The organism is Lysobacter sp. Root494, assembly GCF_001427225.1.
In the GTDB taxonomy this organism is placed as follows: Bacteria; Pseudomonadota; Gammaproteobacteria; order Xanthomonadales; family Xanthomonadaceae; genus Agrilutibacter.
The window spans coordinates 247,966-271,327 of record NZ_LMFH01000006.1 but is presented as its reverse complement, the minus strand read 5'-3'; the positions used below and the strand labels follow the sequence as shown (position 1 = coordinate 271,327).

At 65.1% G+C, this 23,362-nt stretch carries 27 protein-coding genes, 2 tRNA genes and 1 other RNA gene; 13 read left to right on the top strand and 17 right to left on the bottom strand.

The features are described from left to right. Positions 1-353: 353 nt before the first annotated feature. Both rpmF and ASD14_RS10595 read right to left on the bottom strand, forming a co-directional pair. Complete coding sequence (gene rpmF / locus ASD14_RS10600) at positions 354-548, bottom strand: 50S ribosomal protein L32 (RefSeq protein ID WP_056133114.1); 195 nt, start codon at positions 546-548, stop codon at positions 354-356. A 37-nt stretch (positions 549-585) separates the two neighbouring features. Then, a complete protein-coding gene (locus ASD14_RS10595; RefSeq protein ID WP_056133111.1) occupies positions 586-1,131 on the bottom strand; it encodes a YceD family protein in 546 nt (181 codons plus the stop codon). A gap of 145 nt (positions 1,132-1,276) precedes the next feature. Between ASD14_RS10595 and ASD14_RS10590 the strand changes: the two genes are divergently transcribed. Continuing rightward, on the top strand, positions 1,277-1,648 hold the full coding sequence (locus tag ASD14_RS10590; RefSeq protein WP_056133108.1) for a hypothetical protein: 372 nt from the start codon (positions 1,277-1,279) through the stop codon (positions 1,646-1,648). A 2-nt stretch (positions 1,649-1,650) separates the two neighbouring features. Next, entirely contained in the window at positions 1,651-2,226 is a 576-nt protein-coding gene (locus ASD14_RS10585; RefSeq protein ID WP_056133105.1) for a nucleoside triphosphate pyrophosphatase, read from the top strand. Between the two features lie 12 nt (positions 2,227-2,238). Here ASD14_RS10585 and ASD14_RS10580 read toward each other — a convergent pair whose 3' ends face one another. Beyond that, positions 2,239-4,122 carry a glycosyltransferase family 39 protein gene (locus ASD14_RS10580; RefSeq protein ID WP_082538911.1) on the bottom strand — a complete coding sequence of 628 codons (1,884 nt, stop codon included), beginning with the start codon at positions 4,120-4,122 and terminating at the stop codon, positions 2,239-2,241. A 52-nt stretch (positions 4,123-4,174) separates the two neighbouring features. Here ASD14_RS10580 and ASD14_RS10575 point away from each other — a divergent pair, with 52 nt between their 5' ends. Genes ASD14_RS10575 through ASD14_RS10560 form a run of 4 tightly spaced genes read left to right on the top strand, consistent with a single transcriptional unit; the run spans position 4,175 to position 8,694 of the window. Next, positions 4,175-5,128 carry an AAA family ATPase gene (locus ASD14_RS10575; protein WP_056133102.1) on the top strand — a complete coding sequence of 318 codons (954 nt, stop codon included), beginning with the start codon at positions 4,175-4,177 and terminating at the stop codon, positions 5,126-5,128. 51 nt (positions 5,129-5,179) lie between these two features. Next, a complete protein-coding gene (locus ASD14_RS10570; RefSeq protein ID WP_056133097.1) occupies positions 5,180-6,178 on the top strand; it encodes a DUF58 domain-containing protein in 999 nt (332 codons plus the stop codon). After that, positions 6,175-8,151, top strand: a complete 1,977-nt coding sequence (locus ASD14_RS10565; protein WP_235565382.1) for a DUF3488 and transglutaminase-like domain-containing protein — start codon at positions 6,175-6,177, stop codon at positions 8,149-8,151. Before ASD14_RS10570 ends, ASD14_RS10565 begins: the two co-directional genes overlap by 4 nt. A 54-nt stretch (positions 8,152-8,205) precedes the next feature. Continuing rightward, complete coding sequence (locus tag ASD14_RS10560) at positions 8,206-8,694, top strand: Slp family lipoprotein (protein ID WP_056133091.1); 489 nt, start codon at positions 8,206-8,208, stop codon at positions 8,692-8,694. Between the two features lie 70 nt (positions 8,695-8,764). Here the strand turns inward: ASD14_RS10560 and ASD14_RS10555 are convergent, their stop codons facing one another. The 4 genes from ASD14_RS10555 to dnaX form a co-directional block, all read right to left on the bottom strand. After that, a complete protein-coding gene (locus tag ASD14_RS10555) occupies positions 8,765-9,115 on the bottom strand; it encodes a histidine triad nucleotide-binding protein (RefSeq protein WP_056133088.1) in 351 nt (116 codons plus the stop codon). Between the two features lie 87 nt (positions 9,116-9,202). After that, a complete protein-coding gene (gene recR, locus ASD14_RS10550; protein ID WP_056133083.1) occupies positions 9,203-9,796 on the bottom strand; it encodes a recombination mediator RecR in 594 nt (197 codons plus the stop codon). Between the two features lie 13 nt (positions 9,797-9,809). Then, positions 9,810-10,130, bottom strand: a complete 321-nt coding sequence (locus tag ASD14_RS10545; RefSeq protein ID WP_056133080.1) for a YbaB/EbfC family nucleoid-associated protein — start codon at positions 10,128-10,130, stop codon at positions 9,810-9,812. Positions 10,131-10,217: 87 nt separating this feature from the next. Continuing rightward, positions 10,218-12,002: a DNA polymerase III subunit gamma/tau gene (gene dnaX, locus ASD14_RS10540; RefSeq protein ID WP_056133077.1), complete on the bottom strand. Its 1,785-nt coding sequence runs from the start codon at positions 12,000-12,002 to the stop codon at positions 10,218-10,220. Positions 12,003-12,228: 226 nt separating this feature from the next. Between dnaX and ASD14_RS10535 the strand changes: the two genes are divergently transcribed. Both ASD14_RS10535 and ffs read left to right on the top strand, forming a co-directional pair. Next, a tRNA-Ser gene (locus ASD14_RS10535) sits at positions 12,229-12,321 on the top strand. A gap of 64 nt (positions 12,322-12,385) precedes the next feature. After that, positions 12,386-12,482: signal recognition particle sRNA small type (ffs, locus tag ASD14_RS15770), an RNA gene on the top strand. Between the two features lie 285 nt (positions 12,483-12,767). Here ffs and ASD14_RS10530 read toward each other — a convergent pair. The 6 genes from ASD14_RS10530 to ASD14_RS10505 form a co-directional block, all read right to left on the bottom strand. Beyond that, positions 12,768-13,187, bottom strand: coding sequence for a molybdenum cofactor biosynthesis protein MoaE (locus ASD14_RS10530; RefSeq protein WP_056133074.1), 420 nt, complete (start codon positions 13,185-13,187; stop codon positions 12,768-12,770). 70 nt (positions 13,188-13,257) lie between these two features. After that, the gene (locus ASD14_RS10525; RefSeq protein ID WP_056133070.1) at positions 13,258-13,503 is read right to left on the bottom strand and encodes a MoaD/ThiS family protein; all 246 of its coding nucleotides are present in this window, start codon (positions 13,501-13,503) and stop codon (positions 13,258-13,260) included. 8 nt (positions 13,504-13,511) lie between these two features. After that, positions 13,512-14,003, bottom strand: coding sequence for a cyclic pyranopterin monophosphate synthase MoaC (gene moaC / locus ASD14_RS10520; RefSeq protein WP_255355029.1), 492 nt, complete (start codon positions 14,001-14,003; stop codon positions 13,512-13,514). Positions 14,004-14,049: 46 nt separating this feature from the next. Continuing rightward, positions 14,050-15,075, bottom strand: coding sequence for a GTP 3',8-cyclase MoaA (gene moaA, locus ASD14_RS10515; RefSeq protein ID WP_056133065.1), 1,026 nt, complete (start codon positions 15,073-15,075; stop codon positions 14,050-14,052). After that, positions 15,072-15,827 (bottom strand): MBL fold metallo-hydrolase, encoded by a 756-nt coding sequence (locus ASD14_RS10510; protein ID WP_056133063.1) that lies wholly within the window; start codon positions 15,825-15,827, stop codon positions 15,072-15,074. Before ASD14_RS10510 ends, moaA begins: the two co-directional genes overlap by 4 nt. Continuing rightward, a complete protein-coding gene (locus ASD14_RS10505) occupies positions 15,827-16,576 on the bottom strand; it encodes a 3-deoxy-D-manno-octulosonic acid kinase (protein ID WP_056133060.1) in 750 nt (249 codons plus the stop codon). Before ASD14_RS10505 ends, ASD14_RS10510 begins: the two co-directional genes overlap by 1 nt. Positions 16,577-16,598: 22 nt before the next feature. Between ASD14_RS10505 and ASD14_RS10500 the strand changes: the two genes are divergently transcribed. Beyond that, a complete protein-coding gene (locus ASD14_RS10500) occupies positions 16,599-17,660 on the top strand; it encodes a glycosyltransferase family 9 protein (protein WP_056133057.1) in 1,062 nt (353 codons plus the stop codon). A 15-nt stretch (positions 17,661-17,675) separates the two neighbouring features. Here ASD14_RS10500 and ASD14_RS10495 read toward each other — a convergent pair whose 3' ends face one another. Further along, positions 17,676-18,083, bottom strand: coding sequence for a DUF6165 family protein (locus ASD14_RS10495; protein WP_056133053.1), 408 nt, complete (start codon positions 18,081-18,083; stop codon positions 17,676-17,678). Between the two features lie 143 nt (positions 18,084-18,226). On the opposite strand from ASD14_RS10495, the gene ASD14_RS10490 reads away from it, so the two are divergent. Further along, positions 18,227-18,317, top strand: a tRNA-Ser gene (locus ASD14_RS10490). A 149-nt stretch (positions 18,318-18,466) separates the two neighbouring features. Beyond that, a complete protein-coding gene (locus ASD14_RS10485; protein WP_056133050.1) occupies positions 18,467-19,171 on the top strand; it encodes a protein phosphatase 2C domain-containing protein in 705 nt (234 codons plus the stop codon). Between the two features lie 19 nt (positions 19,172-19,190). Here the strand turns inward: ASD14_RS10485 and dnaQ are convergent, their stop codons facing one another. The 3 genes from dnaQ to ASD14_RS10470 form a co-directional block, all read right to left on the bottom strand. Further along, positions 19,191-19,934, bottom strand: a complete 744-nt coding sequence (dnaQ, locus tag ASD14_RS10480; RefSeq protein WP_056133046.1) for a DNA polymerase III subunit epsilon — start codon at positions 19,932-19,934, stop codon at positions 19,191-19,193. A gap of 66 nt (positions 19,935-20,000) precedes the next feature. Then, positions 20,001-20,480, bottom strand: a complete 480-nt coding sequence (gene rnhA, locus ASD14_RS10475) for a ribonuclease HI (RefSeq protein WP_056133043.1) — start codon at positions 20,478-20,480, stop codon at positions 20,001-20,003. A gap of 7 nt (positions 20,481-20,487) precedes the next feature. Continuing rightward, entirely contained in the window at positions 20,488-21,222 is a 735-nt protein-coding gene (locus ASD14_RS10470) for a methyltransferase domain-containing protein (protein WP_056133042.1), read from the bottom strand. Positions 21,223-21,259: 37 nt separating this feature from the next. Between ASD14_RS10470 and gloB the strand changes: the two genes are divergently transcribed. Both gloB and ASD14_RS10460 read left to right on the top strand, forming a co-directional pair. Continuing rightward, positions 21,260-22,021, top strand: coding sequence for a hydroxyacylglutathione hydrolase (gene gloB, locus ASD14_RS10465; protein WP_056133039.1), 762 nt, complete (start codon positions 21,260-21,262; stop codon positions 22,019-22,021). Further along, positions 22,018-23,277 carry a lytic transglycosylase domain-containing protein gene (locus ASD14_RS10460; RefSeq protein WP_056133037.1) on the top strand — a complete coding sequence of 420 codons (1,260 nt, stop codon included), beginning with the start codon at positions 22,018-22,020 and terminating at the stop codon, positions 23,275-23,277. The genes gloB and ASD14_RS10460 overlap by 4 nt, the downstream gene beginning before the upstream one ends. The last annotated feature ends 85 nt before the right edge of the window (positions 23,278-23,362 follow it).

Below are 23,362 nucleotides of genomic sequence, written 5' to 3'. Positions count from 1 at the left end.
GCGCGTTTCGCATTCCTCGTCTGTCGGGGGAAAAGCTGGACGACCCGGTAAAGCCAGATCGCAAAGGCGGAATGCTACTCGCTTGGATGCCATTTGGCGCATTGCACAAATGCGAACGGGCGCACAGGGCGCCCGTCGTGACTTGGTAGTCGAGCCTTGTATCGCGCCTCGCATCGAGCGAAGAGCGACGCCCCTGTCTCCTCGCCTACGCGGGATGACGGACCAGAAACATGGCTAAACCGATTTCGCAAACGCAAAACGGGCGCTGGGCGCCCGTTTGCCTCCGGCGTTGTACGGCCGCTCGCGGCCGTTCGACGGCGGAAGTTGTCCCGCGCGCAAGGCGCAGGGGTAACTCACTCTTCGTCGGCGACCTTCGACTGGGTGTCGATGACCTTCTTGCCACGGTAGTAACCGTCGGCGGTCACATGGTGGCGCAGGTGGGTTTCGCCCGTGGTCGGATCGGTCGCCAGCTGCTTGGCCGACAGCGCGTCGTGCGCACGGCGCATGCCACGCTTGGACGGGGTAACGCGGGACTTCTGAACTGCCATGGTCTTGCTCCGGAAAAAATTCGCTAGGTAAAGCTGGTTATTTGTTCGGTTTCGACTTCAGTGCCGACAACGCGGCAAATGGATTCGCGCTGCTTTTACTGAACTCGTCCTGTTCCGCTTGCGTGGCGGGCCAGTCACGTTCCACCGCCTCCGTGCCGGGCTTCACCGGTACTACCGGCACGGCGAGGATCAATTCATCCTCCACCAGTTCGATGGTCCGCAACTCGCCATCGTCCGGCACCAGCAGCGGTTCGTAACCCGGCGGCAGCGCGGCTTCATCCGCTTCGTCGCGGATGAGACCGAGCCGTTGCACGATCTGCACCGGAAGGAGGAACCGCTCCATGCTGCGCTGGCATTCCAGCGGCAGCTCGGCATCGATGCGCAACTCGACGTAAGGGACCTGAAACTGATCGCGGTCGAAATCGAGCGCGAATCGCACGTCACCTTCGGTATCGAGCAGGCTGCCCTCCAGCCGTGCCAGCGCCGACAACGGCAGGCGTCCTTCGACCCCGCGCCGCGCCGCCACCATCTTCCAGGCGTCCAGAACCTCGGGGACCCGTTCGGATGGCGTGCCTGCTGACATAAGACGCGGAATGTTAGAGGTCGCGGCACCCTGCTGTCAAACCGCAAGTCCTTGTGGCAGCGGGCTTTTACGGCCGGAGGAATCCGGATTGTCTTAATGGGGCCGGGCGGTTCAGACTGCGGCTTCCTTTTGCGCAGCCGTCGCCGTGACCTCACCCGTACTGCTCTGGATCCTGGTCGCGGCAGGTGTAGCGATCATCGTGGCGATCATCTTCCGCCAGAACGCCCCCCGCCGCCGGGCCCGCGCGGTCCGGGAACTGCTGGATGCCGCGGACGCCCTCGAAGCCCGGCTTCGCACCGCGCGCGCCGAAATAGAAGCCGTCGCCGGCGAACAGGGCCCGGATCCGGTCGGCGATGCCATGCGGGAAATGCTCCGTCAGCGCCTGTGGCTACGCGATCACGGCCGCGAGGCCAGCCTCGAACAGCTGGCCGAAGTCCGTGCTTCGATCGATTCCGCCCGCAGCCGGATCGAAGCCCAGCTGGCGAAGATCGCTCAGGCCCGAGCCTTCCAGATCTGACGATGCCGCGCCTGATCCTCGCTTCGACCTCCATTTACCGGCAGGAGCTGCTGGCACGGCTGCGCCTTCCGTTCGACACGGCGCGTCCTGAAGTCGACGAGAGCCCACGCCCGGGCGAGTCTCCCGCTGCCTTGGCTGAACGCCTGGCCGTCGCCAAGGCGGACGTGATCGCCCAGCGCGAACCGGCAGCATTCGTGATCGGATCGGACCAGGTCGCTGAACTGGATGGCAGCCCGCTGGGCAAACCCGGAAGTCGGGACGGCGCGCTGGCGCAGCTCGGCGCGATGTCCGGGCGCGTGGTGCGCTTCAGGACGGCGGTCTGCGTGCGACACGGTGATCAGAAGCCCCGAACGGCGACTGACACGACCACCGTTCACTTCCGCTCGCTGGCGTTCACGGAGATCGAACGCTATGTCGATGCGGAGCAACCGATGGACTGCGCGGGCAGTTTCAAATCCGAAGGGTTCGGCATCACGCTCTTCGAGGCGATCGAGACGAGCGATCCCACGGCGTTGATCGGACTGCCGCTGATCGCGACAGCAAGGCTGCTGCGCGAAGCCGGCTTCGTCCTGCCCTAGCAGACAGCGCCGCTATCGGCCGATATCGATCGGCTGCTCCGCCCAATCCTCGACGCTGCCATCGCGGCCGTGCAGTCGCAGGCCCAACCAGTGGCGTCCTGCTGCAATGTCGTTCTTGCGCAGGTCGACGTGTGCGCTGAAGCCGACGTTGGGGTGTTGCGGATCGTTGCTCTCAGGCCAGTCACGCTGCAGTCCCTCGTAAGGGCGACCGTATTGCGCCGAAGCGACGATCTTGCCGTCGAGCAGCACATCGATGCGCGCAAGCCCGACTCCGTCCTTGAACGCCCATCCCTTTACATCGAATTCGCGTGCTACCGCGGCGCCTCCGGCAGGAACGTCGATCCATGCCATCGCCGGCGCAGTGCATTCCCCTTTTCGATCTGCATGCAACGGGAACAGCGCAAAACGCTGCCGGCCATGGTCGATGTTCAACACCTGCGGCGGCGGTAATGGCCCGACCATGTCGCACAGCGCGTGATAGCGATGCAACTGATCCTTGTATGAAACCTCGGTGATTCCCACGACCAGGAGCGTCGGCGTCCGCGCCCAATCGCGGCCGCCTTCGTGTTGCAGGTTCCACAGGCGCAACTGCGGTGCGCGTCCATGCTTATGGTTGATCGGGTGATCCAACACCGGGATATCCGGGTCGTTCAGCGCGAAGCCAAGTTCGGCGCCCACCTTGAAGCTGTCGGCAAGCACGCGCGTGTCAGGCGGCATCCGTTCCAGCCGGCGGCGCACAGACTCGGCCAGATCGTCCCAGCCCGCGAAATTCGGCTGGTAGAACTTGTTCGCCGCACTGCGTTCGCGCACCTGCGGCACGGACATCGCGGCGTAGAAACCAAGCATCGCGATCAGACCGCAACCAGCCAGCGCCCAGGTCGCAATCCGCAGTGGACGAGGCCAACGGGATAGCGCTGCAGGCAGCAATGGCAGCAGCGCGAGATAACCAGGCAAAGGCCAGTGGAAGCTGACGCGTTCCGTATCAGCGAAAAAGCCGAGGGCGAAAAACCCAAGCACCACGAGGCCACCGAGATACGCGAAGTAACGCGTGGCCGGCAGCGCACCCCGGCGTCCGTGCCATCCCGCCATGACCAATGCGGCGAACAGCAGCGGCGTGACCATCAACGCCTGGATGCCAAGAAACAGGATGCCATCGGCATGGAATGCCCAAGGGTGGCGATCCACCAACTGGAACCGCAGGCCTGCATCGGCGTTATCGAGGTTCCAGGCCATCAGTGGTACCCACGCCGACGCGCCGAGCGCGATGGCGGTCCACACGCGCACGTCGCGCAACGCGCGTCTTCCATCCGGCAATAGCAGCAACGCAACAAAACCGACGCCGATGACCGCAATGAAGCGATAGTGACTCAGCGCTCCGAGCGCCAGTCCAAGCGCGAGTTCCAGGGCCGCAGCGGCGCCTACGTCGCGCAGGAGCCTGGCTCCCGCATCGACGCACAGCAGCGTCGCCAACGCCAGCACCGCGTCCGGAAGTGCAAGCAGTCCCAACGTTCCCGCCAACGGCAGCAGCAATGCGAAGCAGCCTGCCTGCCAGCCATAGCGTTCGCCAAATTCGCGTGAAGCGATCCTCACTACCAGCAGAGGCACCAGCGCCGCGATGAAGAGAAAGGGGGCACGTAAAGCGAAGGCGTGTTCCCCGCCCAGCATCACGCCAAGCCGCGCGAGCCAGGCGGTCAATCCGGGCAGGTCGGAATAGGCAGCGGCAAGGTGGTGTCCCTCCTGCCAGTAAAAGGCCTCGTCCACGAACAACGGCAGGCGCGCCGCCACGACGAGCTTGAGGAGCAGGACCGCTGACCACAGCAGCCAGAAGCCGTGCCGGGTTGCGCCGGATAGCGACTGTTCAAAACCGTATTCCGCGTGCTTGGCTTCTTCGCGCATGAAAGGAGAACAACCCCGCTACACTGCCGAAACTGGAAAGGGAGAGGATGAAATGGCGGCATCACCGACCGCGGCGAACATGCTACCTGATGGCTTGCGCACCACTCTCGAAAGGGCCCAGTCGCAGGTCAACGCACTCGTGCTCGGCAAGGCGCACGAAGTTCGGCTCGCCTTCGTCGCGCTGCTCGCCGGAGGCCATCTGCTGATCGAAGACCTGCCCGGCCTAGGCAAGACAACACTGGCGCGTGCGATGGCCACGACGCTGGGCCTCGACTTCCAGCGCGTGCAGTTCACTTCGGACCTGTTGCCGGCCGATGTCGTCGGCGTGTCGGTGTTCGACCCGCCGTCGCGGAGCTTCCAGTTCCATCCCGGTCCCGTTTTCGCGCAGGTCCTGCTGGCCGACGAGATCAACCGAGCGCCACCGCGCACCCAGAGTGCATTGCTGGAAGCGATGGCCGAGCACCAGGTCACGGTCGATGGCACCACGCGCGCACTGCCCGACCCTTTCTTCGTGATCGCGACGCAGAACCCGGTGGATCTCGCGGGCACCTATCCACTGCCCGATTCGCAACTCGACCGTTTCCTGCTTCGACTGGCGCTGGGCTATCCGAACGAAACGGCTGAACGCGACCTGCTCGCGGGCGTTGACCGTCGTGATCTCATCGCGCAGACCTTGCCGCTGCTCGGCGCCGCGGACGTGATCGCCGCACGGCACGCGGTGCTGCAGGTGCATGCGAGCGAAGCCCTGATCGCTTACGTCCAGGCCCTGCTCGCCCGCAGCCGCAAGCATGCCGGAGTGCGCGTGGGCCTTTCGCCTCGCGCCGGATTGGCGCTGCTGCGTTCAGCGCGCGCGTATGCATTGTTGCTGGGCAGGTCGCATGTATTGCCGGAGGATGTGCAGGTGCTGTTCGGCGCCGTTGCCGCGCATCGCCTGGTTGCCGACGCGCAGGCCGGCAGCGATGCGTCGCTCGCGAAGGCGATCCTGCATGCGGTGCCGGTGGACTGAGTCGCCGTGATGCCCCGCGAACGCGCCCCCCGCGTCGGTACCTGAAGGATCATGGTTGCGCCCTCCATATCCAGAACGCCTTCCGAACTGTGGCGACGCGTTCGCGCCTTCGCGCTGACCCTCACTCGTCCGCGAGGACCGGAAACGCTGCCCGTTTCGATAGATCGCCGTCGCGTCTACGTACTTCCGACACGCTTCGGACTGTTTTATTACGCTTTGTTGATGTGCATGGCGGCGGGCGCGCTCAACTACAACAACAATCCCGCACTACTGCTCTGCCTGCTGCTCGGCGGTGCAGGACTGGCCAGCCTGATCGCGGCGCAGATGCAACTCACCGGCTTGAGCATCATCGCGATCGATGCCGAATCCGTACCCGCAGGCCAGCCGTTGCACGTGCGCGTGCACGCGCAGGCAGATCCGTCGCGACTGCGGCGAGGACTGCGCGTCGATGACGACGACCTGCTCGAACCCGTCCTCCTCAACCTCGAACAGGGCCGCGGCGAAGCCGAAATCACGCTGCACACGCACCAGCGCGGCTGGCTCGACGTGCCGCGGCTTCGCATCTACACCACCCGGCCGCTGGGCCTTGCACGTGCCTGGACGTATTTCTGGAGCGATGCGCCCCTCCTGGTTTACGCAACCCCGGAAATCGATGGGCCGCCGTTGCCGAGCGGCTCGGGCGAACAGGCGCAATCGCGCCTGCATCCCACGGGCGATGACGTGCATCACCTGCGCGGCTATCGACCGGGAGACTCCCGCAGCGCGATCGCATGGAAGCCTTCTGCACGCCTGGGCACCTTGCTGGTCCGCGAATACGAACAGCCCTCCGGTGCGGATGTCGTGCTCGACTGGCATCGACTCGGTCATCTCGCGTACGAAGCGCGCATCTCACGCCTGGCACGATGGGTCGATGAAGCCGAACGCGATGGCCGCCGTTACCGGCTGAGCCTGCCGGGTAATTCGGATCTCGGCCCGGATCGTGGCGTAGCGCACCGTGATTCCTGCCAGCGCGCACTCGCGTTGTTGCCATCGGGGGGATTCGCGCCGTGAGCACAACGGCTTCCCCACTATTGCTCGATCGAACCAGCCGTCATTGGGCATTGCTCGCTGCGGTCGCGTGTGTCGTACCCCTGCTCCTGCAATTGCCTGCGACACTTGCATGGCCCATCGCGGCAGCCGGAGCGGTCACCACGTCGTTGGCATGGCGCCGACCGCTTCCTGCCATGCTGCGGCTGCTGCTGACGCTGTTGGTGGTGGCCGCGATACTGAGCGTCTCGGGCGTGCGATTCGGACGCGATACGGGCTGCGCATTGCTCGCGGCGATGCTGGCGATCAAGCCTTCCGAAACCGCGAAGCTGCGCGATGCACGCAGCCTGATCGGCTTCGCCCTGTTCGCTCCCTTCGCAACGTTCCTGCTCGACCAGGGGCCGCTTTCGCTTACGCTGGGATTGGCCGCGGCAATAGGCGCGCTGGCAGCGCTGCAACGTTTTGCCGATCTCGAAGCAGGCGACGCCAAATTCAATCTCCCGTTGCGAAGCCGGCTGCGTAGCGTGATGCAACTGGTGCTGATCGGCTTGCCGTTGGCGCTCGCTACCTTCTGGCTGTTCCCGCGCCTGGCGTCGCCGATGTGGGGCGTGCCCGATCGGGCCATCGCCAAGCCGGGCCTCTCGGATTCGATGCGTCCCAACGACTGGCTGGACCTGATGATCGACGACACGCCCGCCCTGCGCGCGCGCTTCTTCGGCGCTGTGCCACGCCAGGACCAGATGTATTGGCGCGGGCCAACGCTGTGGCGCTTCGATGGCGAGGAATGGACGCAGCCCTTGTGGATACGTGGCCTGGAAGCACCGGAAGCGCAATCGGCCGGCATCCAGTGGGACTACGAGCTGGAAATCGAGCCCACCGATCGCCGTCAGCTGGTAGCCCTGGACCTGCCATTGCATGCGCCCGCCGACAGCGAGCTGCTCGGCGACTACTCGTTGCGTGCCGCACGTCCGTTGTCATCACTGACGCGTTGGCGCATGCAGTCCGCGCCACCGCTTCGCCACGAGCCGAAGCTGAAAGTGATGTTGCGCCAGGTGGCGTTGGACCTCCCCGACGGCTTCAATCCACGCACGCTGGCTCTGGCCCGCCAGTGGCGGCGCGACGCCGGCAGCGATGACGCCGCGATCGTGCGCCGCGCACTGGAATGGATACGTGCGGAGTTCGCCTACACGCTGGACACGCCGCCGTGGGGACGCAATGCGGTCGACGAATTCCTGTTCGAAACCAAGGCCGGTTTCTGCCAGCACTTCAGCTCGTCGTTTGTGGTGCTGATGCGGGGAGCCGGTATTCCAGCGCGCGTGGTCACGGGATACGCCGGCGGGTATCGCAATCCCCTCGGCGACTACTGGATCGTGCGGCAATCGGATGCGCATGCATGGGCTGAAGTATGGCTGCCTGATCGCGGCTGGGTACGCGTCGATCCGACGGCCGCCGTGGCGCCCGAACGCATCTACGACACGCTCCAGGATCGTGCTCCGGGCTCCGACAGCGTGCTCGGCGATTTCGGCATGCCGGCATGGAACGTCCGCGACTGGATGCGACGCAACTGGAACGATCTCGTCCTCGGCTTCAATGCAGACCGTCAATCGCGGATGTTCAAGCCGTTGGGCCTGGACAGAGTGGATGGCCAGCAACTGGCGATCCTGTTTTCGATTGCGGCCGTGCTCGCCCTGCTCTGGATGACCTGGCTCAGCGCCCGTGGCCAGCGTGAACCCGACCCGGTGTTGCGTGCCTGGCACCAGCTCGCCAGCCGATACCGCAAATTCGGCCTGGACCGCATGCCTCACGAAACCGCAACCGACTGGCTCGAGCGCGTGGCACGGACTCGTCCCGAACTCGCCCAGGACCTGCGCGAACTCAGCCACCGTTTCGTCAATTGGCGCTACGCTCAACACCAGCCCGGGACGCGCAACGCCCGTGCGGCCAGGGGTCTGGTCCACGCACTGCGCGGCCATCGGCCCAAACGTTCGCACCTCTGACCCGCGCATGGACGACCGGGAACCCGCGATGGATCCGCTCAACGGAGAAAGGAAATGAAGGCCCGAATCGTTCTCCTCACACTCAGCGCGGCGGTACTCGCCGCCTGCGCTTCACAACCGCGACCACTGCAGGGCACCTTCACCGAAATCACGCCGCAGCAGGCCGCCGCATCCGATGCGACCGGCGCGACCGTGCGTTGGGGCGGTCGCATCGTCGACGTCGAACCGCAGCCCAACCGCACCTGCTTCGAAATGATCTCCACGCGGCTGTCGGCTTACGGACGCCCGTATTGGGCGACCGACGACGTCGGTGGCCGCTTCATCGCCTGCCGCACCGGCTTCTACGATCCGGCGCTGTTCGAAAAGAACCGCGAAGTGACCTTCACCGGTCGCATCGATGGATACGAGAACCGGCGCATCGGCGGCTACGACTACAAGTTCCCGCGCGTGGAAGCCGACGTCGTATACCTCTGGCCCGTACGGGAACGCGTCGATGTGATCGAAACGCGGCCGCCGCCGTGGCCGTGGTGGGGCTGGTGGTAACTCCGCTCGCCGCATCACGAAAAAGCCCGCCAATGGCGGGCTTTTTCGTTGGACCTCACTGACACCGCAATCATTTCGGCGTGCCGAAACGTCCCAGCGGAGCACCCGCGAGAAGGTGAAGATGGATCTGGAAAACGGTCTGCCCGCCGTGCCCGTTGCAGTTCATCACCACGCGATAGCCGTCTTCGGCGAAACCCTGCTGCTTGGCGTAGTTCGCTGCGGCCACGTGCAGGCGGCCGAGGATCTCGGCCTGCGACGGCTGGACGTCGTTGAGCGTCGCGATGTCGACCTTCGGCACGAACAGCACGTGCACGGGCGCCTGTGGAGCGATGTCGTTGAAGGCGATCAGGTGTTCGTCTTCGTAAACGATCGTTGCCGGGATCTCGCGGCGGATGATCTTGTGGAAGAGGGTGTCGGCCATGGCTGATTCCTGGTTGTCGGTTCCGCCTGCAAGACGCTGCCTAGCGTGATCGCGTCCGATGCCGCGTCATGCGAAGCAGTGAGAGCTTCAAGGCATTTCGCTACGGCTGCCGAAAGCATGCGACAGCGTGCCGCGGTCCACGTATTCCAGTTCGCCTCCGAGCGGCACGCCATGCGCAAGCCGACTCGGACGCACCTGGCACTGGCGCGCGAGCTGCGCGAGGTAATGCGCGGTCGCCTCGCCTTCCACGGTGGGATTGGTGGCGATGATCAGTTCCTGTACCTCGCCCTCTGCCAGCCGCGCGGCCAGGCGATCCAGTCCGAGTTCGCGCGGACCGATGCCATCCAGCGGCGACAGCCTCCCCTGCAGGATGAAGTACAGGCCGCGATACCCGGTGGCCTGCTCGATGGCGAGGCGGTCGGCTGGCGACTCGACCGCGCATAGCAGGTACGCATCGCGGGATGGGCTGGCACAGGTCGCGCAGATCTCGGTTTCGCTGAAGTCGCGGCATCGCGCGCAATGGCCGATCTTCTCGACCGCGGCGGCCAGCATCTCCGACAGTCGCCTGCCACCGTCACGGTCGCGTTCCAGCACGTGGTAGGCCATGCGCTGGGCCGACTTCGGCCCCACGCCCGGCAGCACGCGCAGCGCTTCGATCAGTTGTTCGAGCAATGCACTCACGACCGAAATCCGCTCAGAACGGCAACTTCATTCCGGGCGGGATCGGCATGCCGGCGGTGACGGCCGACATCTTCGCCTGCGATTCCGCGTCGATCTTGTTGGAGGCATCGTTGAACGCCGCAGCGATCAGGTCCTCGACCATTTCCTGGTCGGACAGCACGCTCGGATCGATGCGCACCTTGCGGCACTCCTTGCGACCGGTGAGCGTCACCGTGACCATGCCGCCGCCGGCCGTGCCGGTGACTTCGATCTTCGCGATTTCTTCCTGCGCCTTCTGCAGGTTTTCCTGCATGCGCTGGGCCTGCTGCATCATTTGGGCGATGTTGCCTCGCATAGTCCTTACTCTCTCTGCAATTCATTGAAAACATGCCCTTTGAATCAAAGGGCTGCGTTCGCGCAAGCGAACGGCGGGTTGTGGAAACTAGCTCTCGTCAAACGGCCGGATCGAGTCCGGCACCAGCTTCGCGCCATGCTGCGAAATGAGCCGTTTCACGTCGGGATCGTTCATGAAGGCGGATTCGGCCGCGTTCTGCCGTTCGTCGCGGGCGCGTTCGTTGCGTTCGCGCAACGATTCGCCTTGTGCGGGTGCGTTCTCGAAGCGGATCTGCGGTGCCGTACCGAGCGCCGGCGTCAAGGACGTCGCCATCATCGTGATCAGCGCACTCGACTTCAGGTGTTCGTCGCTGGCAGGCAATGCAAGCCGCAGGACACCTTCGTCGTACCCGATGAACACCGAGTGCTCCGCAAGCAGCCGCGCCGGGCCACGCAGGCCGCTGCTGGCAACCAGTGCGTGCCAGGCGTCGGCATTCGGCAGGGGAGACGAAGACGAATGCGCGGCTGGCGTTGGATAACCGGCGGAAGCCGGCGGCGCGACACGCACCGGTTCCGGCACGGTTTCCTCGACAGGAGGGAGCTGTGGTGGCGGCAGCTCCCGCACCGGAGCGCGTGGTTCCGGGGTGCGGGGCATCGGAGCAGGCGGCTCCGAAACACGCGGCGCCGAATCACGCGCCAGCGCTTCGCGAGCGGCATTCGCAGCCGACATGTTCGCGGGTGCGGCTGCGCGTGGCGGCGCAGCTTCGCTGCGCGCGACTCCCGACGTGGAAGCAGGCGTGCGAGCCCCCTCGCCCTCCGCCGGGCGGAACGCGAGCATGCGCAACAGGCTCATCTCGAATCCGGCTCGCGGGCTGGGCGCATATTGCAGATCGCGCCGGCCGTTCAGTGCCATCTGGTACCAGAGCTGTACTACTTCAGGGCGCAGCGCGGCCGCGAGCGCATCGACATCGACGCCCTCACCTTCAACGGGCGCATCAGAGACGAGCTGCCGAACCTGGATGCGATGCAACGCATCAGCTAACGCGTCGAGCACGCCGCCCCAGTCGGGCGAGAACTCCGCAAGGACGCCCACTTCCGCAAGCAACCCTGCACCATCGCCGCGCGAAAGCGCATCGAGCAGCGTGCCCACGCGCGTGCGATCGACGGTGCCGAGCATCGCGGCCACCGCGGCATCGTCGAGCTTGCCGCCGGTGTAGGCGATCGCCTGGTCCAGCAGCGAGAGGCCATCGCGCAGGCTGCCGTCCGCCGCTTTCGAAAGCTGGTGGATCGCGCCGGGTTCGGCGGGGATGCCCTCGGCTTCGAGGATCCGCGTGATCTGACCGCTGATCTGCTGCTCGTCGAGACGCTTGAGATTGAACTGCAGGCAGCGCGACAACACGGTGACCAGGAGTTTTTCCGGATCGGTGGTCGCGAAGAGGAACTTCACGTGTTCGGGTGGTTCCTCAAGCGTTTTCAGCAGCGCGTTGAACGCCGCCTTCGACAGCATGTGCACTTCGTCGATCAGGTAGACCTTGTAGCGGCCGCGCGACGGCAGGTACTGCGCGTTCTCGATCAGCTCGCGCACGTTGTCGACACCTGTGTTGCTGGCCGCGTCGATTTCCAGAAGATCGATGTAACGGCCGGCATCGATGGCGCGGCAGGTCTCGCATTCACCACAGGGATCGGCCGAGGTCCCCTGCTCGCAGTTGAGCGACTTGGCGAAGATGCGCGCAATGGTGGTCTTGCCGACGCCGCGTGTACCGGTGAAGAGGAAGGCGTGGTGGACGCGGCCCGAATCCAGTGCATTGGTGAGCGCGCGGACCACGTGCTCCTGCCCGACCAGTTCGGCGAAACGCTTGGGGCGCCACTTTCGGGCGAGGACGAGATAGGACATGCGGCCATTCTGCCGCGCTGGGACGGTTATGGGCAGCCCAAGTCACTGGAAGGAACATCCGGCGGACCGATATCTTGACGGAGAGATTCCTGCGCGGTGCGCCGCGTTTGGTCTTCCCGACCGTTCAGCTCTATCGCGGCGCGGCTATCCAGCGCTATCGCGGCGCGTTAGAATCTGCGCCCCTGAAGTCGGCCGGACGCCGTATTCAGGCCTGCGGTACAGGTGCGGAGAGGTGTCCGAGTGGTTGAAGGAGCACGCCTGGAAAGTGTGTAAGCGTCTAAACCGCGCTTCGGGGGTTCGAATCCCCCTCTCTCCGCCAGCCGCATAGCAACAGATGCAACAAGCCGCGTGCAATGCGCGAGCCGCAAGTCTCCATGGTGGCCCCGTCGGCCCCTCGCGACGCTAGATCGAAAACCCCGCCAGGGCCGGAAGGCAGCAACGGTATCGATCGACGCGGGTGCCGAGGTCAGCCGGCGGGGTCATCGCCATTTCCAATGCTTCGCATTGGAAATCCCAAGATTTGCTTCGCAAATCTCGGGCCCCGGCTCACGGCTTCCTATCCCCGCCCCTTCGGGGCGCCCCCTTAACAAAGGGGCTTTCCACCAGATGGCATGCGATCCGCCTTGGAGCCCGCTCAACGTTTCGACGAAATTCGCACGTCATTCCCGCGAAAGCGGGAATCTCGTCTTTGTGCTTTCGTCAGCTGAAAGACAGGGTTCCCGCTTCCGCGGGAATGACGATCAAAGTGGGTTGTTCGGCTCTTCCTCAAGGCTGCGGATGCAGCCAGCCCGCGTCGCCTTCGGTGTAGCGCTCGTGTTTCCAGATCGGCACGCGCGCCTTCACTTCATCGATGATGTAGCGGCATGCAGCGAAGGCGGCGTCGCGATGCGCCGACGTCACGCCGACCCACACCGCCAGTTCGCCGATGGCGAGGTCGCCGGTGCGATGGATGCAACGCGCATCGATGATGGCGAATCTGCCCATCGCTTCAGCCATGATCTTTTCGCCTTCGCTTTCGGCCAGCGCGGCGTAGGCCTCGTAGCGCAACCCCAAAACGGCGCGGTCGGCATTGTGGCTGCGAACCCAGCCTTCGAAGCTGGCGAAACCGCCGACGCGGTCGTCCAGCAGGTCTGCGCGCAAGGCCGAGGTGTCGAAGGGTGTGTCGCTGAGCGTAAAGCGTTTCATGTAGTTGCTCTTGCGCCGGGCTGCGTCGCTCTTCGTGGCGCTGATGAGCCGATCAGGCTCGCCTTCATGCTCATCCGCCGCTCACGGGAGGAATGAAAGCGATCTCTGCTCCCTCTCGCGGCACGTCTTCCCAGCCGGCGAAGTCGCCATCGATGGCGACGCGCAACTGGCGAGCCGGAAACGGCAGCTGATGGCGGACCTGCACTTCTTCGTACAACGCGCGCAGGTTCGCTGCCGATGTTTCCACGGTTTCGCTCGCCATGCCCGCGGCATCACGCAGTGCGGCGAAATAGAGAATCGTGACTCTGCTGCCCATCCGCCGAATCAACCTTGTCCAAAATCACGGCGGCCGCCGCGCTTGCCCAGCAGTTTCGCAGGACCGATGACGATGCGGTGCGAAAGCGCCTTGCACATGTCGTAGACCGTCAGCGCGGCGATGTTCGCTCCGGTGAGCGCTTCCATTTCCACGCCGGTGCGATGTGTGGTGCGAACCATGCACTCGATGCGCAGGTCGCGCTCGCCCGCCCATTCCACGGAAATGCGGCAGCCCTCGATCGGCAACGGATGGCAGAACGGGATCAGTTCGTGCGTCCGCTTCACCGCCATCGTTCCGGCAATGATCGCGGTCTCGACGATACCGCCCTTGGCGCTTTTCAGACCGCTTGCGCGCAGCTGTACGGCTACATCAGCGGGAAACCGGACGCGGCATTCTGCGGTCGCTTCGCGCGGTGTCACCGCTTTTCCGGACACGTCGACCATCGCCGGGCGTCCGGCCGGATCGACGTGGGTCAATTGCTTGCGCGCGGTCTTTTTCACCCGCGCATTCTGCGCTGATCGCAACACCGGCGGAAGGCACTGGCGGTCAGCCGCCGACCAGATACATCTCGACGTGCCGGCGCGATACCTTGGGGCTGCCGCGCAATTCGCTGTAGCGGTCGGCACGCTTCGACCAGCGCTCGGCCAGGCGGAGCGCGACGGCCTGCTCTCCCTGTGAGAGCAGCGGACGCAGGTCATCTCCTTCGGCCGCGAACAGGCAGGTGTAGAGCCGTCCGTCGGCCGACACGCGCGCACGATGGCAGTCGCCGCAGAAGGGTTCGCTGACCGAGCTGACGAAACCGACTTCCCCTGCTCCGTCGATGAAGCCGTAACGCGAGGCGACTTCCCCGCGATACTGTGCTTCGAGTGGAAGCAAGGGCCATCGCGCATCGATGCGATCACGCAGTTCCGCGGAAGACACGACACGTTCGCGCTGCCAGCCGTTGCATGTGCCGACGTCCATGTATTCGATGAAGCGCATGACATGACCGTATTCGCGGGCGAACTCGACCAGTGGCAACACTTCGCGTTCGTTGACGTTGCGCTGTACCACGCAGTTGAGCTTGATCGGATCGAAGCCCGCGCCCTGTGCGGCCTCGATACCCTTGAGCACATCGGCGACGTCACCGCGCCCCCCGGAAAGCCCGCGGAACAGTTCCGGATCGAGTGCATCCAGGCTGACGGTGATGCGATGCAGCCCGGCTTCGCGCAGAGCGCGCGCATGCAGCGCCAATAACGAACCATTGGTGGTCAGCGCGATGTCGGTAAGACCTTCGAGTGCCGTCAATCGAGCGACGAGTTCCGGAAGCCGCTTGCGCAGCAGCGGCTCGCCGCCGGTGATGCGGAGCTTGGTCACACCCATTCGCACGAAGCCGCGCACCAACGTTTCGATCTCATCGAAGGAAAGGCGCGACGCCGCATCGAAACCGTAATCGTCGGGCACCCGCTCCGCGGGCATGCAATAGGGACAGCGGAAATTGCAGGCTTCGATCACCGACAGGCGAAGATCGCGCAGCGGGCGTCCCAGCGCGTCGCGGACATTGGAGGGCGTGGTTTCCACGATCGCGTTCATGCCTGCGCCGTTGGCGCGGTCGGCTCGGCGAGAGCGATCACATCGCCCGCTTTCGCGACGCGATGGCCGCGGGCGGCAAGCTCCTCGCCTTCCTCGCGGCTGGCGTAGTGGTAGAGCATGCAGCGCGACAGCAGCTCGGCCGGGTACTCGCGTTCCAGGTCCTCGATGCCGCTGTGCGAAGGATTGCCGTGCAGCGCGCAGTCGTGGGCGACGAGTTCGCCGGCATTGGCATGCCTGGCCAGTTGCTCGGGAATCGGCCGCGTATCGCCCGTCCACACGACGCTTCCGCGCAGGCGCAGTCCGAACGAAGTTTCGGGCCAGTGGTGGCGTGTTGCGAATACTTCCAGGCGAACGCCTTCATGCCAGAACGAAGCGCCGACCGGAATCACCTGGAACGCATCCCAGAAATTCGCGCCGCCTTCGGCCAGCGCATTCGGATAGTCGCCGACGCGCTGGTGCAGCAACGGCACGATCGCAGCCGGCACGTACACGCGCACCTTGCCGCGCCGGGCATCATCGAAATAGCTGGAAACGAACATCCGTTCGAATCCGCCCACGTGATCCAGATGCGTGTGCGTGATGAACAAGGCGTGCGGCATTTGGCCGTATTGCGTCAAATAGTGACTCAGGCCTTCGTTACCGCAATCGATCGTCAGCCACGACGCACCATCGCGCTCGATCGTGGCCATCGACGATCCCAGTTGAACCGCGGACGCATTGCCAACGCCCTGCAGTCGCAAACTCCAAGCCATCAGGTGCCTCGTGCCCAGGCGCGGTCGTACGCCGCGCGCAAACGGGCGAAATCCCGCTCCACTTCCTCGATGGGGCGGCTGCCGCGCAGTTTCAACAGCGAACGCTTAAGGCGCGCGAGATTGCCTTCGCGCCAACCGGTTGCGGGAATCCGCTGTTCACCGCGGTCCAGGTCGATCACCCAGCCCCGGCCGGTGGGGTCGAACAACAGGTTGTGGGCATTCAGGTCGGCGTGGTCGAGTCCGGCTCGATGCACGCGTGCGATCAGCCGGCCCGCTTCTTCCCATGGCGCACCGTCGCCGGCCACCGCGGCGCGATCGGCCAACGTACGTACTTCATCCAGTCGCTCTATCAGAATCGCGGCGCGATAGAAGTGGCCTTCCCGTCGGTAGCATGCGGCGATCGGCCGTGGTATCGGCACCCCTTGGGCGATCATGCTTCTCGTCAACCGGAATTCGGCAAAGCTGCGCGTGCGGTTGGCGCCGCGCCACCAATAGCGGTCGCGGCTGAAATGCGCGACGAATCCGCCGCGCAGGTAACAACGCAACACGGCTGCACCGAACGGCGCGTCAACATACCAGGCGCCGCCACGGCCACCGCTGGCGACCGGCCGGGCCTTCTCGCCCCAGAACGACGGTGAAAACCACTCGGCCTTGGCTTGTCGTACGCGCGTGTTGTCGAACAGAATCGCCCCGTAACCGCGCTCGTCGCGGAACGGCGTCAATCCTTCGGCGGCGTCGTAGCCTGTCATCCCACCGAGTCTAGCAAGACCCATGCCGCACGCTCCCCTGTCGATCTGCCTGCTGCGGCTGTCCGCCCTGGGCGATGTCACCCACGTCGTGCCGCTGGTGCGGACGCTCCAGGCTGCGTGGCCGCAGGTCGCGTTGACCTGGGTCATCGGCAAGGGTGAACACAGGCTGCTCGAAGGACTGCCCGGCGTGCACTTCGTCGAATACGACAAGAAGACCGGCCTCGCAGGCATGCGTGCACTGCGCAGGGAGCTGGGGGCGCATGCTCCCGGTGGCCGCTTCGACGCGCTGCTGCAGATGCAGGTAGCAGCGCGCGCGAACCTGTTGTCGGCGTTCATCCCGGCGAAGCGGCGCATCGGGTACGACCGCTCGCGCTCCAAGGACCTGCACGGCCTTTTCATCAACGAGCGCATTCCCGATCGGCCGGGAATCCACGTGCTCGATGCGATCGGCAGCTTCTGCGAACCGCTGGGCCTCAAACAGACGCAGGTGCAGTGGGACCTGCCGGTTCCGGACGCCGCACGCGAATGGGCGCAGTCGCAATGGGTCGAAGACGGCAGGCCGACGCTATTGATCTCGCCTTGCTCGAGCCACGTGCTCCGCAACTGGCGTGCCGACCGTTGTGCCGCTGTCGCCGACCATGCGGCTTCCCGTGGCTGGCGCATCGTGCTGTGCGGCGGACGCAGCCAGCTCGAGCGAGAAACCACCGATACCATTCTGGCCGCCATGAAGTCGCCCGCGCTGGACCTGGTCGGCAGGGACACCCTGAAACAGCTCCCCGCCCTGCTCGAACGCGCGGACCTGGTGATGACGCCGGATTCCGGCCCCATGCACATCGCCAATGCGATGGGGGCGAAGGTGCTGGGTCTTCATGCCGCAAGCAATCCTGCGCGAAGCGGCCCGTATTCGGACCGGCGCTATTGCGTCGACCGCTATGACGACGCGGCGCGAAAGTACCTGCGCAAGCCCGCTTCGGGTCTCAAGTGGGGCACCAAGATCGAACACGAGGGCGTGATGGACCTGGTCACCGTACCCGATGCCATCGCCGCGTTCGAACGCTATGTCGCCGATCACTCGGAACACTGAGCCGCGCGCCTGGAATCAGGGCGCCGCGCCGGTGCGGTAATCCTGGTAGGACTTCTCTTCGACGTAGGACGAGCCCAGCGCGAGGTTGATTTCCTTCTTGATGCGGGCCCGTTCGTCGTTCTCGAAATAGACGGCTCGCGCGAGACGGATGAATTCCGCATCGAACTCCTGCGCTTTTTCCTTGATGCGGATGTCGTCCTCGATGACCCACAGTCGTTCGTTGACTTCCTTCAGCGCGGCGCGCAGTTCGACGATGTCCTTGCCCGCGGCCGGATGCGCCATCCAGGTCTTTTCGAGCGCCGAGAGTTCATTGCGGACGTTGGCGAGCTTGGCTTCGTCGGTCATGCGTTCGGACTTGATCTGCAGGATCGCGATCTTGTCGAGCAGTTCGCCAAAGGACACGGGAACGAGGATTTCGGACATGGGAGGGCCGTTCTTGAGGCCAGGCGCAGGCCCGGCGGTAAGGATGAACAGACGGCAGAGCGCCTGAGGCGCATAGTGTAGCCACCCCGCCCGTAAACTTGCCCCGGGCTGGGTCCGCCACGTATCATTCGCGGCCCACTTCCGGAGAGGTGGCAGAGTGGTTGAATGTACCTGACTCGAAATCAGGCGTACGTTTATAGCGTACCGAGGGTTCGAATCCCTCCCTCTCCGCCAGATCGAACAGACGCCCCTTCCGAGGGGCGTTTTGTTTTTCCGGTATGCACCCACACCCGGGATAAACACCCAGGCGCCTTGCTTCACGGCCGGTCCCCGATGATTATCGCGTTTCAACTTTTGAACGCCCCCGCCCGCAGCCCTCCCCCATGATCGAATTCGGACACCTGACGCATGTCGGCCTGCGTCGGGAACTCAACGAGGACACGTATTACGGCGACAGTGAGCTGGGGCTGTGGCTCGTCGCCGACGGAATGGGCGGGCATGAATACGGCGAAGTCGCCAGCGCCCTCGCCCGGGAAACCATCGTCCGCGAGATCCGCGACGGCACGCCACTGGCCACCGCCATCCGCGTCGCGGACGAGGAGATCATCCGTATCTCACGCCGCCGCCACGACGCACTGCCGATGGGCACGACCGTCGTGGCCGCACGCATCAACGGCAATCGCTTCGAAGTCGCCTGGGTCGGCGACAGCCGCGTGTACCTGTGGCGCGACAACCAGCTGGTGCAGCTGTCGCAGGACCACAGCTACGTGCAGGAACTGATCGCCAATGGCGCGATCACGCATGAACAGGCGCGCAGCCATCCCCATCGCAACGTCGTGACCCAGGCCTTGGGCGTAACCGACCCGCGCAACCTCAACGTGGAAACCATGACCGGCGAGCTTCGGCCGGGCATGCAGCTGCTGTTGTGCAGCGATGGACTCACCGAGGAAGTGGAAGACCGCAATATCGCCCGGGTGCTGTCGCACAACGACTGCAGCGCGCAGGAATGCGTGGATGAGCTGGTCGCGGCGGCGCTCGACGGTGGCGGATCGGACAACGTGACCGTGGTGCTGGTGCGCAACCACTAGGTCTTTTTGGCCGCCGGTATCAGGCCGGCATAGCCTCGAGCGGCGCGACCGCCTCGGCTGCTTCCGCCCAGGCATCCCACACCGCCTTTCCGGCTTTCTTGCGCAACTGCGCCAATCGGGCTTCGTGGGCGGCGCTATCTTCTTCGGCGACCAGCACGCGTGGACGTGGTGCGCGAACATCGACTTCGAACGTGACGGCTGCTTCGTTCGCGGCTTCCGCTCCCACTTCGAAGCCGATTTCGCTCTGGCCCGACGTCAGTCCGATGTACACCTCGGCCAGCAACTGGGCATCGAGCAGGGCGCCATGCAGCTGGCGATGCGTGTTGTCGACGTCGAAGCGCTTGCATAGCGCGTCCAGGGAATTGCGCTGCCCGGGGAAGCGCTGGCGTGCGAGCAGCAGCGTGTCCTCGACCGTGCAGCGATCGGCGATCTTGCCGTACTGCGGCCCGAGCAGGCGGAGCTCGTTGTCGAGGAAACCGACGTCGAACGCCGCGTTGTGGATCACCAGTTCCGCACCTTCGATGAAAGCCAGGAATTCGTCGGCGATTGCCGCGAACAGCGGCTTGTCGGCGAGGAATTCCAGCGTCAGCCCGGTGACTTCCTGCGCACCGGCTTCGAACTCGCGCTCGGGATTCAGGTAACACTGGAACGTGCGGCCCGTAGGCCGACGCTCCACCATCTCGACGCAGCCGATTTCCACCACACGATTGCCGCTGGCCCAGCTCAAGCCGGTGGTTTCGGTGTCGAGGATGATCTGGCGCATTCGTGATCCGGAACTTGCAATGGTGGGAGATTAAAGCCTGGAGGAGAGCGGAAACAGCGCTCGCCGCTAGAAACCGCTGACCGGTACAGCGGACGCGCGCTTGAAACGCAGGGCTTCGTTGCGCGCGAGCATGTCGACGCGTTCGTTGTCCGGATCACCCGAATGGCCCTTCACCCATTTCCATTCGATGCGATGGCGTCCGGTCGCAGCGTGCAGGCGTTCCCACAGTTCGCGGTTTTTCACCGGATCGCCGCCCGCTGTCTTCCAGCCGCGCCGCACCCAGCCGGGCATCCATTCGGTAATGCCCTGGCGCACGTACTGGGAATCGGTGAACAAGGTGACGTCGCAACCTTCGGACAAGGCTTCCAGCCCCGAAATCGCCGCCATCAGTTCCATGCGGTTGTTCGTGGTGTCGGTTTCGCCACCGACCACTTCGCGCTCGTGCTGGCCATAACGCAGTAGTGCGGCCCATCCGCCGGGTCCGGGGTTGCCGAGGCACGCGCCGTCGGTGTGTACCTCGACCGACTTTCGTTTTGCTTGAGTCATCCGCGGATTATCGCTGTTGCCGTCGCAGTTGTTCGGACCGCAGCGATTCAAAGCGCCACGACACGCGCGAATGCGCCGCGCCTTGCAGGCGGAAACTGTGCTTGGGCGTCTGCGGAATCAACGAATGCACGCGCTTGTTCACGCTCAACGCGATGCCGGCGCGCAGCCAATCGTTCATGCCGACCCCGACGTCGCCGTTGTCCATGCGCCAGCGGGGCCCCAACCATTGCAGGTGTACCGAGTCCAACGCGAAGCCCGCGCGCCGCAGCGACGACTGCCACGCACCTGTCACCCGGGCATGCAGGCCCGTGCGGGTCCAGCGCGCGCGATATGGACTCCAGGCATTGAGCGCCGCCAGCCACAGCGTGCCGCCGGGCGCGAGCACGCGCTCGCATTCGTAGAGCAGCTCATCCGCGTCGAAGCCGTCGTCCAGCGTGTGCTGCAGCAGCACCGCGCCGAAGCTTTCGTTGGCCAGCGGCAGCGGCAATCCGCAGCGCACGGCACCGTCGAAGCGCAGGTCATCGAAGCCGCTTTCGTCGCGGCGCAACAGCACGCCTCGTCCTCGTGCTGGTTCCGGTGGTACTGCACCGGGAACGCCGAGCCAGCACCATGGCAAAGCGGGGATTCCCGCGAGCACGCGCGCCATCGCCGCCGCTTCGACCGCCAGCATCCCCTGCCCGGCCTGCGTACCGAACCAGGCCAGCGGACCTTCCGATTGACGATCAGGGGCGAGCGAAGGCATGGTCGGATTGTGAGGGATCGCCGCCCGGAGTTCATCGATGCTGCTGCGCCCCCTGCCCGCCTTCGCGGACAACTACATCTGGGCCCTGTCGAACGACGCTGGCCATACGGTGATCGTCGATCCGGGCGAAGCCGGCCCGGTTCTCGCCGCGCGTGAAAGCCTGCGTCCGGTCGGGATCCTGCTGACCCACCACCACGCCGACCACATCGGTGGAGTGGAAGAACTTCTGCAAACATGGCCCGATCTTCGCGTCATCGCGCCCGAAGACGATCGTATCCCGCGTGCAACCGAGACCGTTCGCGAAGGTGATGAGGTCGCGCTCGCGGGCTGGCGTTTCCAGGTCATGGAAATACCCGGCCATACCCGCAGCCATATCGCTTTCCATGGCCACGGGCTGCTGTTCTGCGGGGACACCCTGTTCAGCCTCGGCTGCGGGCGGCTGTTCGAAGGAACCCCGGCGCAGATGTACGACTCGCTCACAAAACTGGCAGCGCTGCCGCCGGAAAGCCGGATCTGTTGTGGGCACGAATACACCGTTAACAACAGCCGCTTCGCCACCGTGGTAGAACCCGGCAACCTGGCGCTGACGCGTCGCTCTGAAGAGGCCCGGACCATGCGCGATCGTGGACTGCCCACCCTTCCCAGCACGCTGGCCGGCGAACTGGCTGCCAATCCCTTCCTGCGGGTGGACGAACCCGAGGTTCGCCGATCCCTGCAGGCCCATCTCGGCCGGGACCCCGCCGGCAGCGTGGAAGCGTTCGCCGAGTTGCGGCGCTGGAAGGATGGGTTCGCGTCATGACTTCGCGTGCCCTGGGAGTTTTGCTGGCGTTGCTGCTGGCGGTGCCAGTGTGCGGGACTGCCGCCGAGGCCTCCGACGCCGTGCTGACCGAAGCGGGCACCCGCAATGGGCGCGAGATCTACGAACGCTTCCGCGAGGGGCTCGCCGACCCGACCTGCGAGGCGGATGCCAGCGTTCGCTGGAAGACCCACTTCGCCCATGCGCCCAAACAGCTGGCGACGCGCAACGATGATGTGCTGCCGCTGTTCGGCTATGTCGTGGACTCGTTGCGCGCGTCGCACCTGCCAACCGAATTCGCGCTGATCCCCTTCGTGGAAAGCGGCTACAAGCCCGGCGCCCGCAGTCCGCAGGGGCCGGCCGGGCTCTGGCAGATGATCGCGGTCACCGCCCGCAACCATAAGGTGCCGATGCGAGCCGGCTACGACGGGCGCCTGTCCCCGGTGGACTCGACGACGGCGGCGGTGCGCTACCTGAAGACCCTGCATGGCATGTTCGCCGGCGACTGGCGGCTGGCGGTGATGGCGTACAACGCGGGCGAATACCGCGTGCTGGGCGCGCTCAAGCGCAGCGGCCAGACCGCTCGCAATGCCAGGCCGGAAGCGCTCATCGGCCTGTCGCCGATCACCCAGGCCTATGTCCGCAAGCTGCACGCACTCTCGTGCCTGCTGGAACAGGCCGACGACCGCGAGGAATGGCTATATGCGCTCGATCGTCCGGTGCCTTTGCTGGAAGCGGTGACCGTGCCGGACGGTGCGACTGACATTGCCGCCTGGGCGCGCCGGAACGGACAGGACGCCTCCCGGCTGCAACGACTCAATCCGGCGTTCGTAGGTGGACGAATTACTCGTTCGGACGGGAAGCCCGCGCGGTTGCTGGCGGTCGCGACGGATGCGCGGCCTGACTCGGCTCCCTCAGCGACGGGAGCAGTCGATACGCCCGTCGCCGAGTCTTCTGCTTCCGTTGCCCTCGCCGAAGTGGTTTCACCGACGCCGGCACCAGAACCAGCGAACTACGCAACGGCGGCCACGACACCAGCCGCTCCTTCGCAGCCTGCAACTGAATCCATCGCACGCCGCCACACCGTCGCACGCGGTGACAGCCCGTGGAAGATTGCCTCGCGCTACGGCGTCCGTGTTGCCGACCTGCTCCAACGCAATGGACTCACTCCGAAAAGTGTCCTGAAGCCCGGCAAGGTGCTGCTGATCGATGCGGAACTCGTGGCCGGCAGTGTCGGCCAGGCTGCGGGCACGCCGTAGCGGAGTCGCAGCTCCGCTCCTTGCCGCCCCGGACCCTCCGCTACACTAGAGCCTTTGCTCAGCCGCCCCACGCGGCCAACCACGA

What these genes read in the sequence shown, in the direction of transcription:
- rpmF (WP_056133114.1), bottom strand. Translation starts at nt 548, where the DNA reads ATGGCAGTTCAGAAGTCCCGCGTTACCCCGTCCAAGCGTGGCATGCGC.
- moaA (WP_056133065.1), bottom strand. Translation starts at nt 15,075, where the DNA reads ATGAACGCGATCGTGGAAACCACGCCCTCCAATGTCCGCGACGCGCTG.
- ASD14_RS10560 (WP_056133091.1), top strand. Translation starts at nt 8,206, where the DNA reads ATGAAGGCCCGAATCGTTCTCCTCACACTCAGCGCGGCGGTACTCGCC.
- ASD14_RS10555 (WP_056133088.1), bottom strand. Translation starts at nt 9,115, where the DNA reads ATGGCCGACACCCTCTTCCACAAGATCATCCGCCGCGAGATCCCGGCA.
- ASD14_RS10575 (WP_056133102.1), top strand. Translation starts at nt 4,175, where the DNA reads ATGGCGGCATCACCGACCGCGGCGAACATGCTACCTGATGGCTTGCGC.
- ASD14_RS10470 (WP_056133042.1), bottom strand. Translation starts at nt 21,222, where the DNA reads ATGCCTTCGCTCGCCCCTGATCGTCAATCGGAAGGTCCGCTGGCCTGG.
- ASD14_RS10505 (WP_056133060.1), bottom strand. Translation starts at nt 16,576, where the DNA reads ATGACAGGCTACGACGCCGCCGAAGGATTGACGCCGTTCCGCGACGAG.
- ASD14_RS10530 (WP_056133074.1), bottom strand. Translation starts at nt 13,187, where the DNA reads ATGAAACGCTTTACGCTCAGCGACACACCCTTCGACACCTCGGCCTTG.
- ASD14_RS10500 (WP_056133057.1), top strand. Translation starts at nt 16,599, where the DNA reads ATGCCGCACGCTCCCCTGTCGATCTGCCTGCTGCGGCTGTCCGCCCTG.
- ASD14_RS10570 (WP_056133097.1), top strand. Translation starts at nt 5,180, where the DNA reads ATGGTTGCGCCCTCCATATCCAGAACGCCTTCCGAACTGTGGCGACGC.
- ASD14_RS10460 (WP_056133037.1), top strand. Translation starts at nt 22,018, where the DNA reads ATGACTTCGCGTGCCCTGGGAGTTTTGCTGGCGTTGCTGCTGGCGGTG.
- ASD14_RS10525 (WP_056133070.1), bottom strand. Translation starts at nt 13,503, where the DNA reads ATGGGCAGCAGAGTCACGATTCTCTATTTCGCCGCACTGCGTGATGCC.
- dnaX (WP_056133077.1), bottom strand. Translation starts at nt 12,002, where the DNA reads ATGTCCTATCTCGTCCTCGCCCGAAAGTGGCGCCCCAAGCGTTTCGCC.
- ASD14_RS10510 (WP_056133063.1), bottom strand. Translation starts at nt 15,827, where the DNA reads ATGGCTTGGAGTTTGCGACTGCAGGGCGTTGGCAATGCGTCCGCGGTT.
- ASD14_RS10580 (WP_082538911.1), bottom strand. Translation starts at nt 4,122, where the DNA reads ATGCGCGAAGAAGCCAAGCACGCGGAATACGGTTTTGAACAGTCGCTA.
- ASD14_RS10595 (WP_056133111.1), bottom strand. Translation starts at nt 1,131, where the DNA reads ATGTCAGCAGGCACGCCATCCGAACGGGTCCCCGAGGTTCTGGACGCC.
- dnaQ (WP_056133046.1), bottom strand. Translation starts at nt 19,934, where the DNA reads ATGCGCCAGATCATCCTCGACACCGAAACCACCGGCTTGAGCTGGGCC.
- ASD14_RS10585 (WP_056133105.1), top strand. Translation starts at nt 1,651, where the DNA reads ATGCCGCGCCTGATCCTCGCTTCGACCTCCATTTACCGGCAGGAGCTG.
- rnhA (WP_056133043.1), bottom strand. Translation starts at nt 20,480, where the DNA reads ATGACTCAAGCAAAACGAAAGTCGGTCGAGGTACACACCGACGGCGCG.
- ASD14_RS10485 (WP_056133050.1), top strand. Translation starts at nt 18,467, where the DNA reads ATGATCGAATTCGGACACCTGACGCATGTCGGCCTGCGTCGGGAACTC.
- gloB (WP_056133039.1), top strand. Translation starts at nt 21,260, where the DNA reads ATGCTGCTGCGCCCCCTGCCCGCCTTCGCGGACAACTACATCTGGGCC.
- ASD14_RS10495 (WP_056133053.1), bottom strand. Translation starts at nt 18,083, where the DNA reads ATGTCCGAAATCCTCGTTCCCGTGTCCTTTGGCGAACTGCTCGACAAG.
- ASD14_RS10545 (WP_056133080.1), bottom strand. Translation starts at nt 10,130, where the DNA reads ATGCGAGGCAACATCGCCCAAATGATGCAGCAGGCCCAGCGCATGCAG.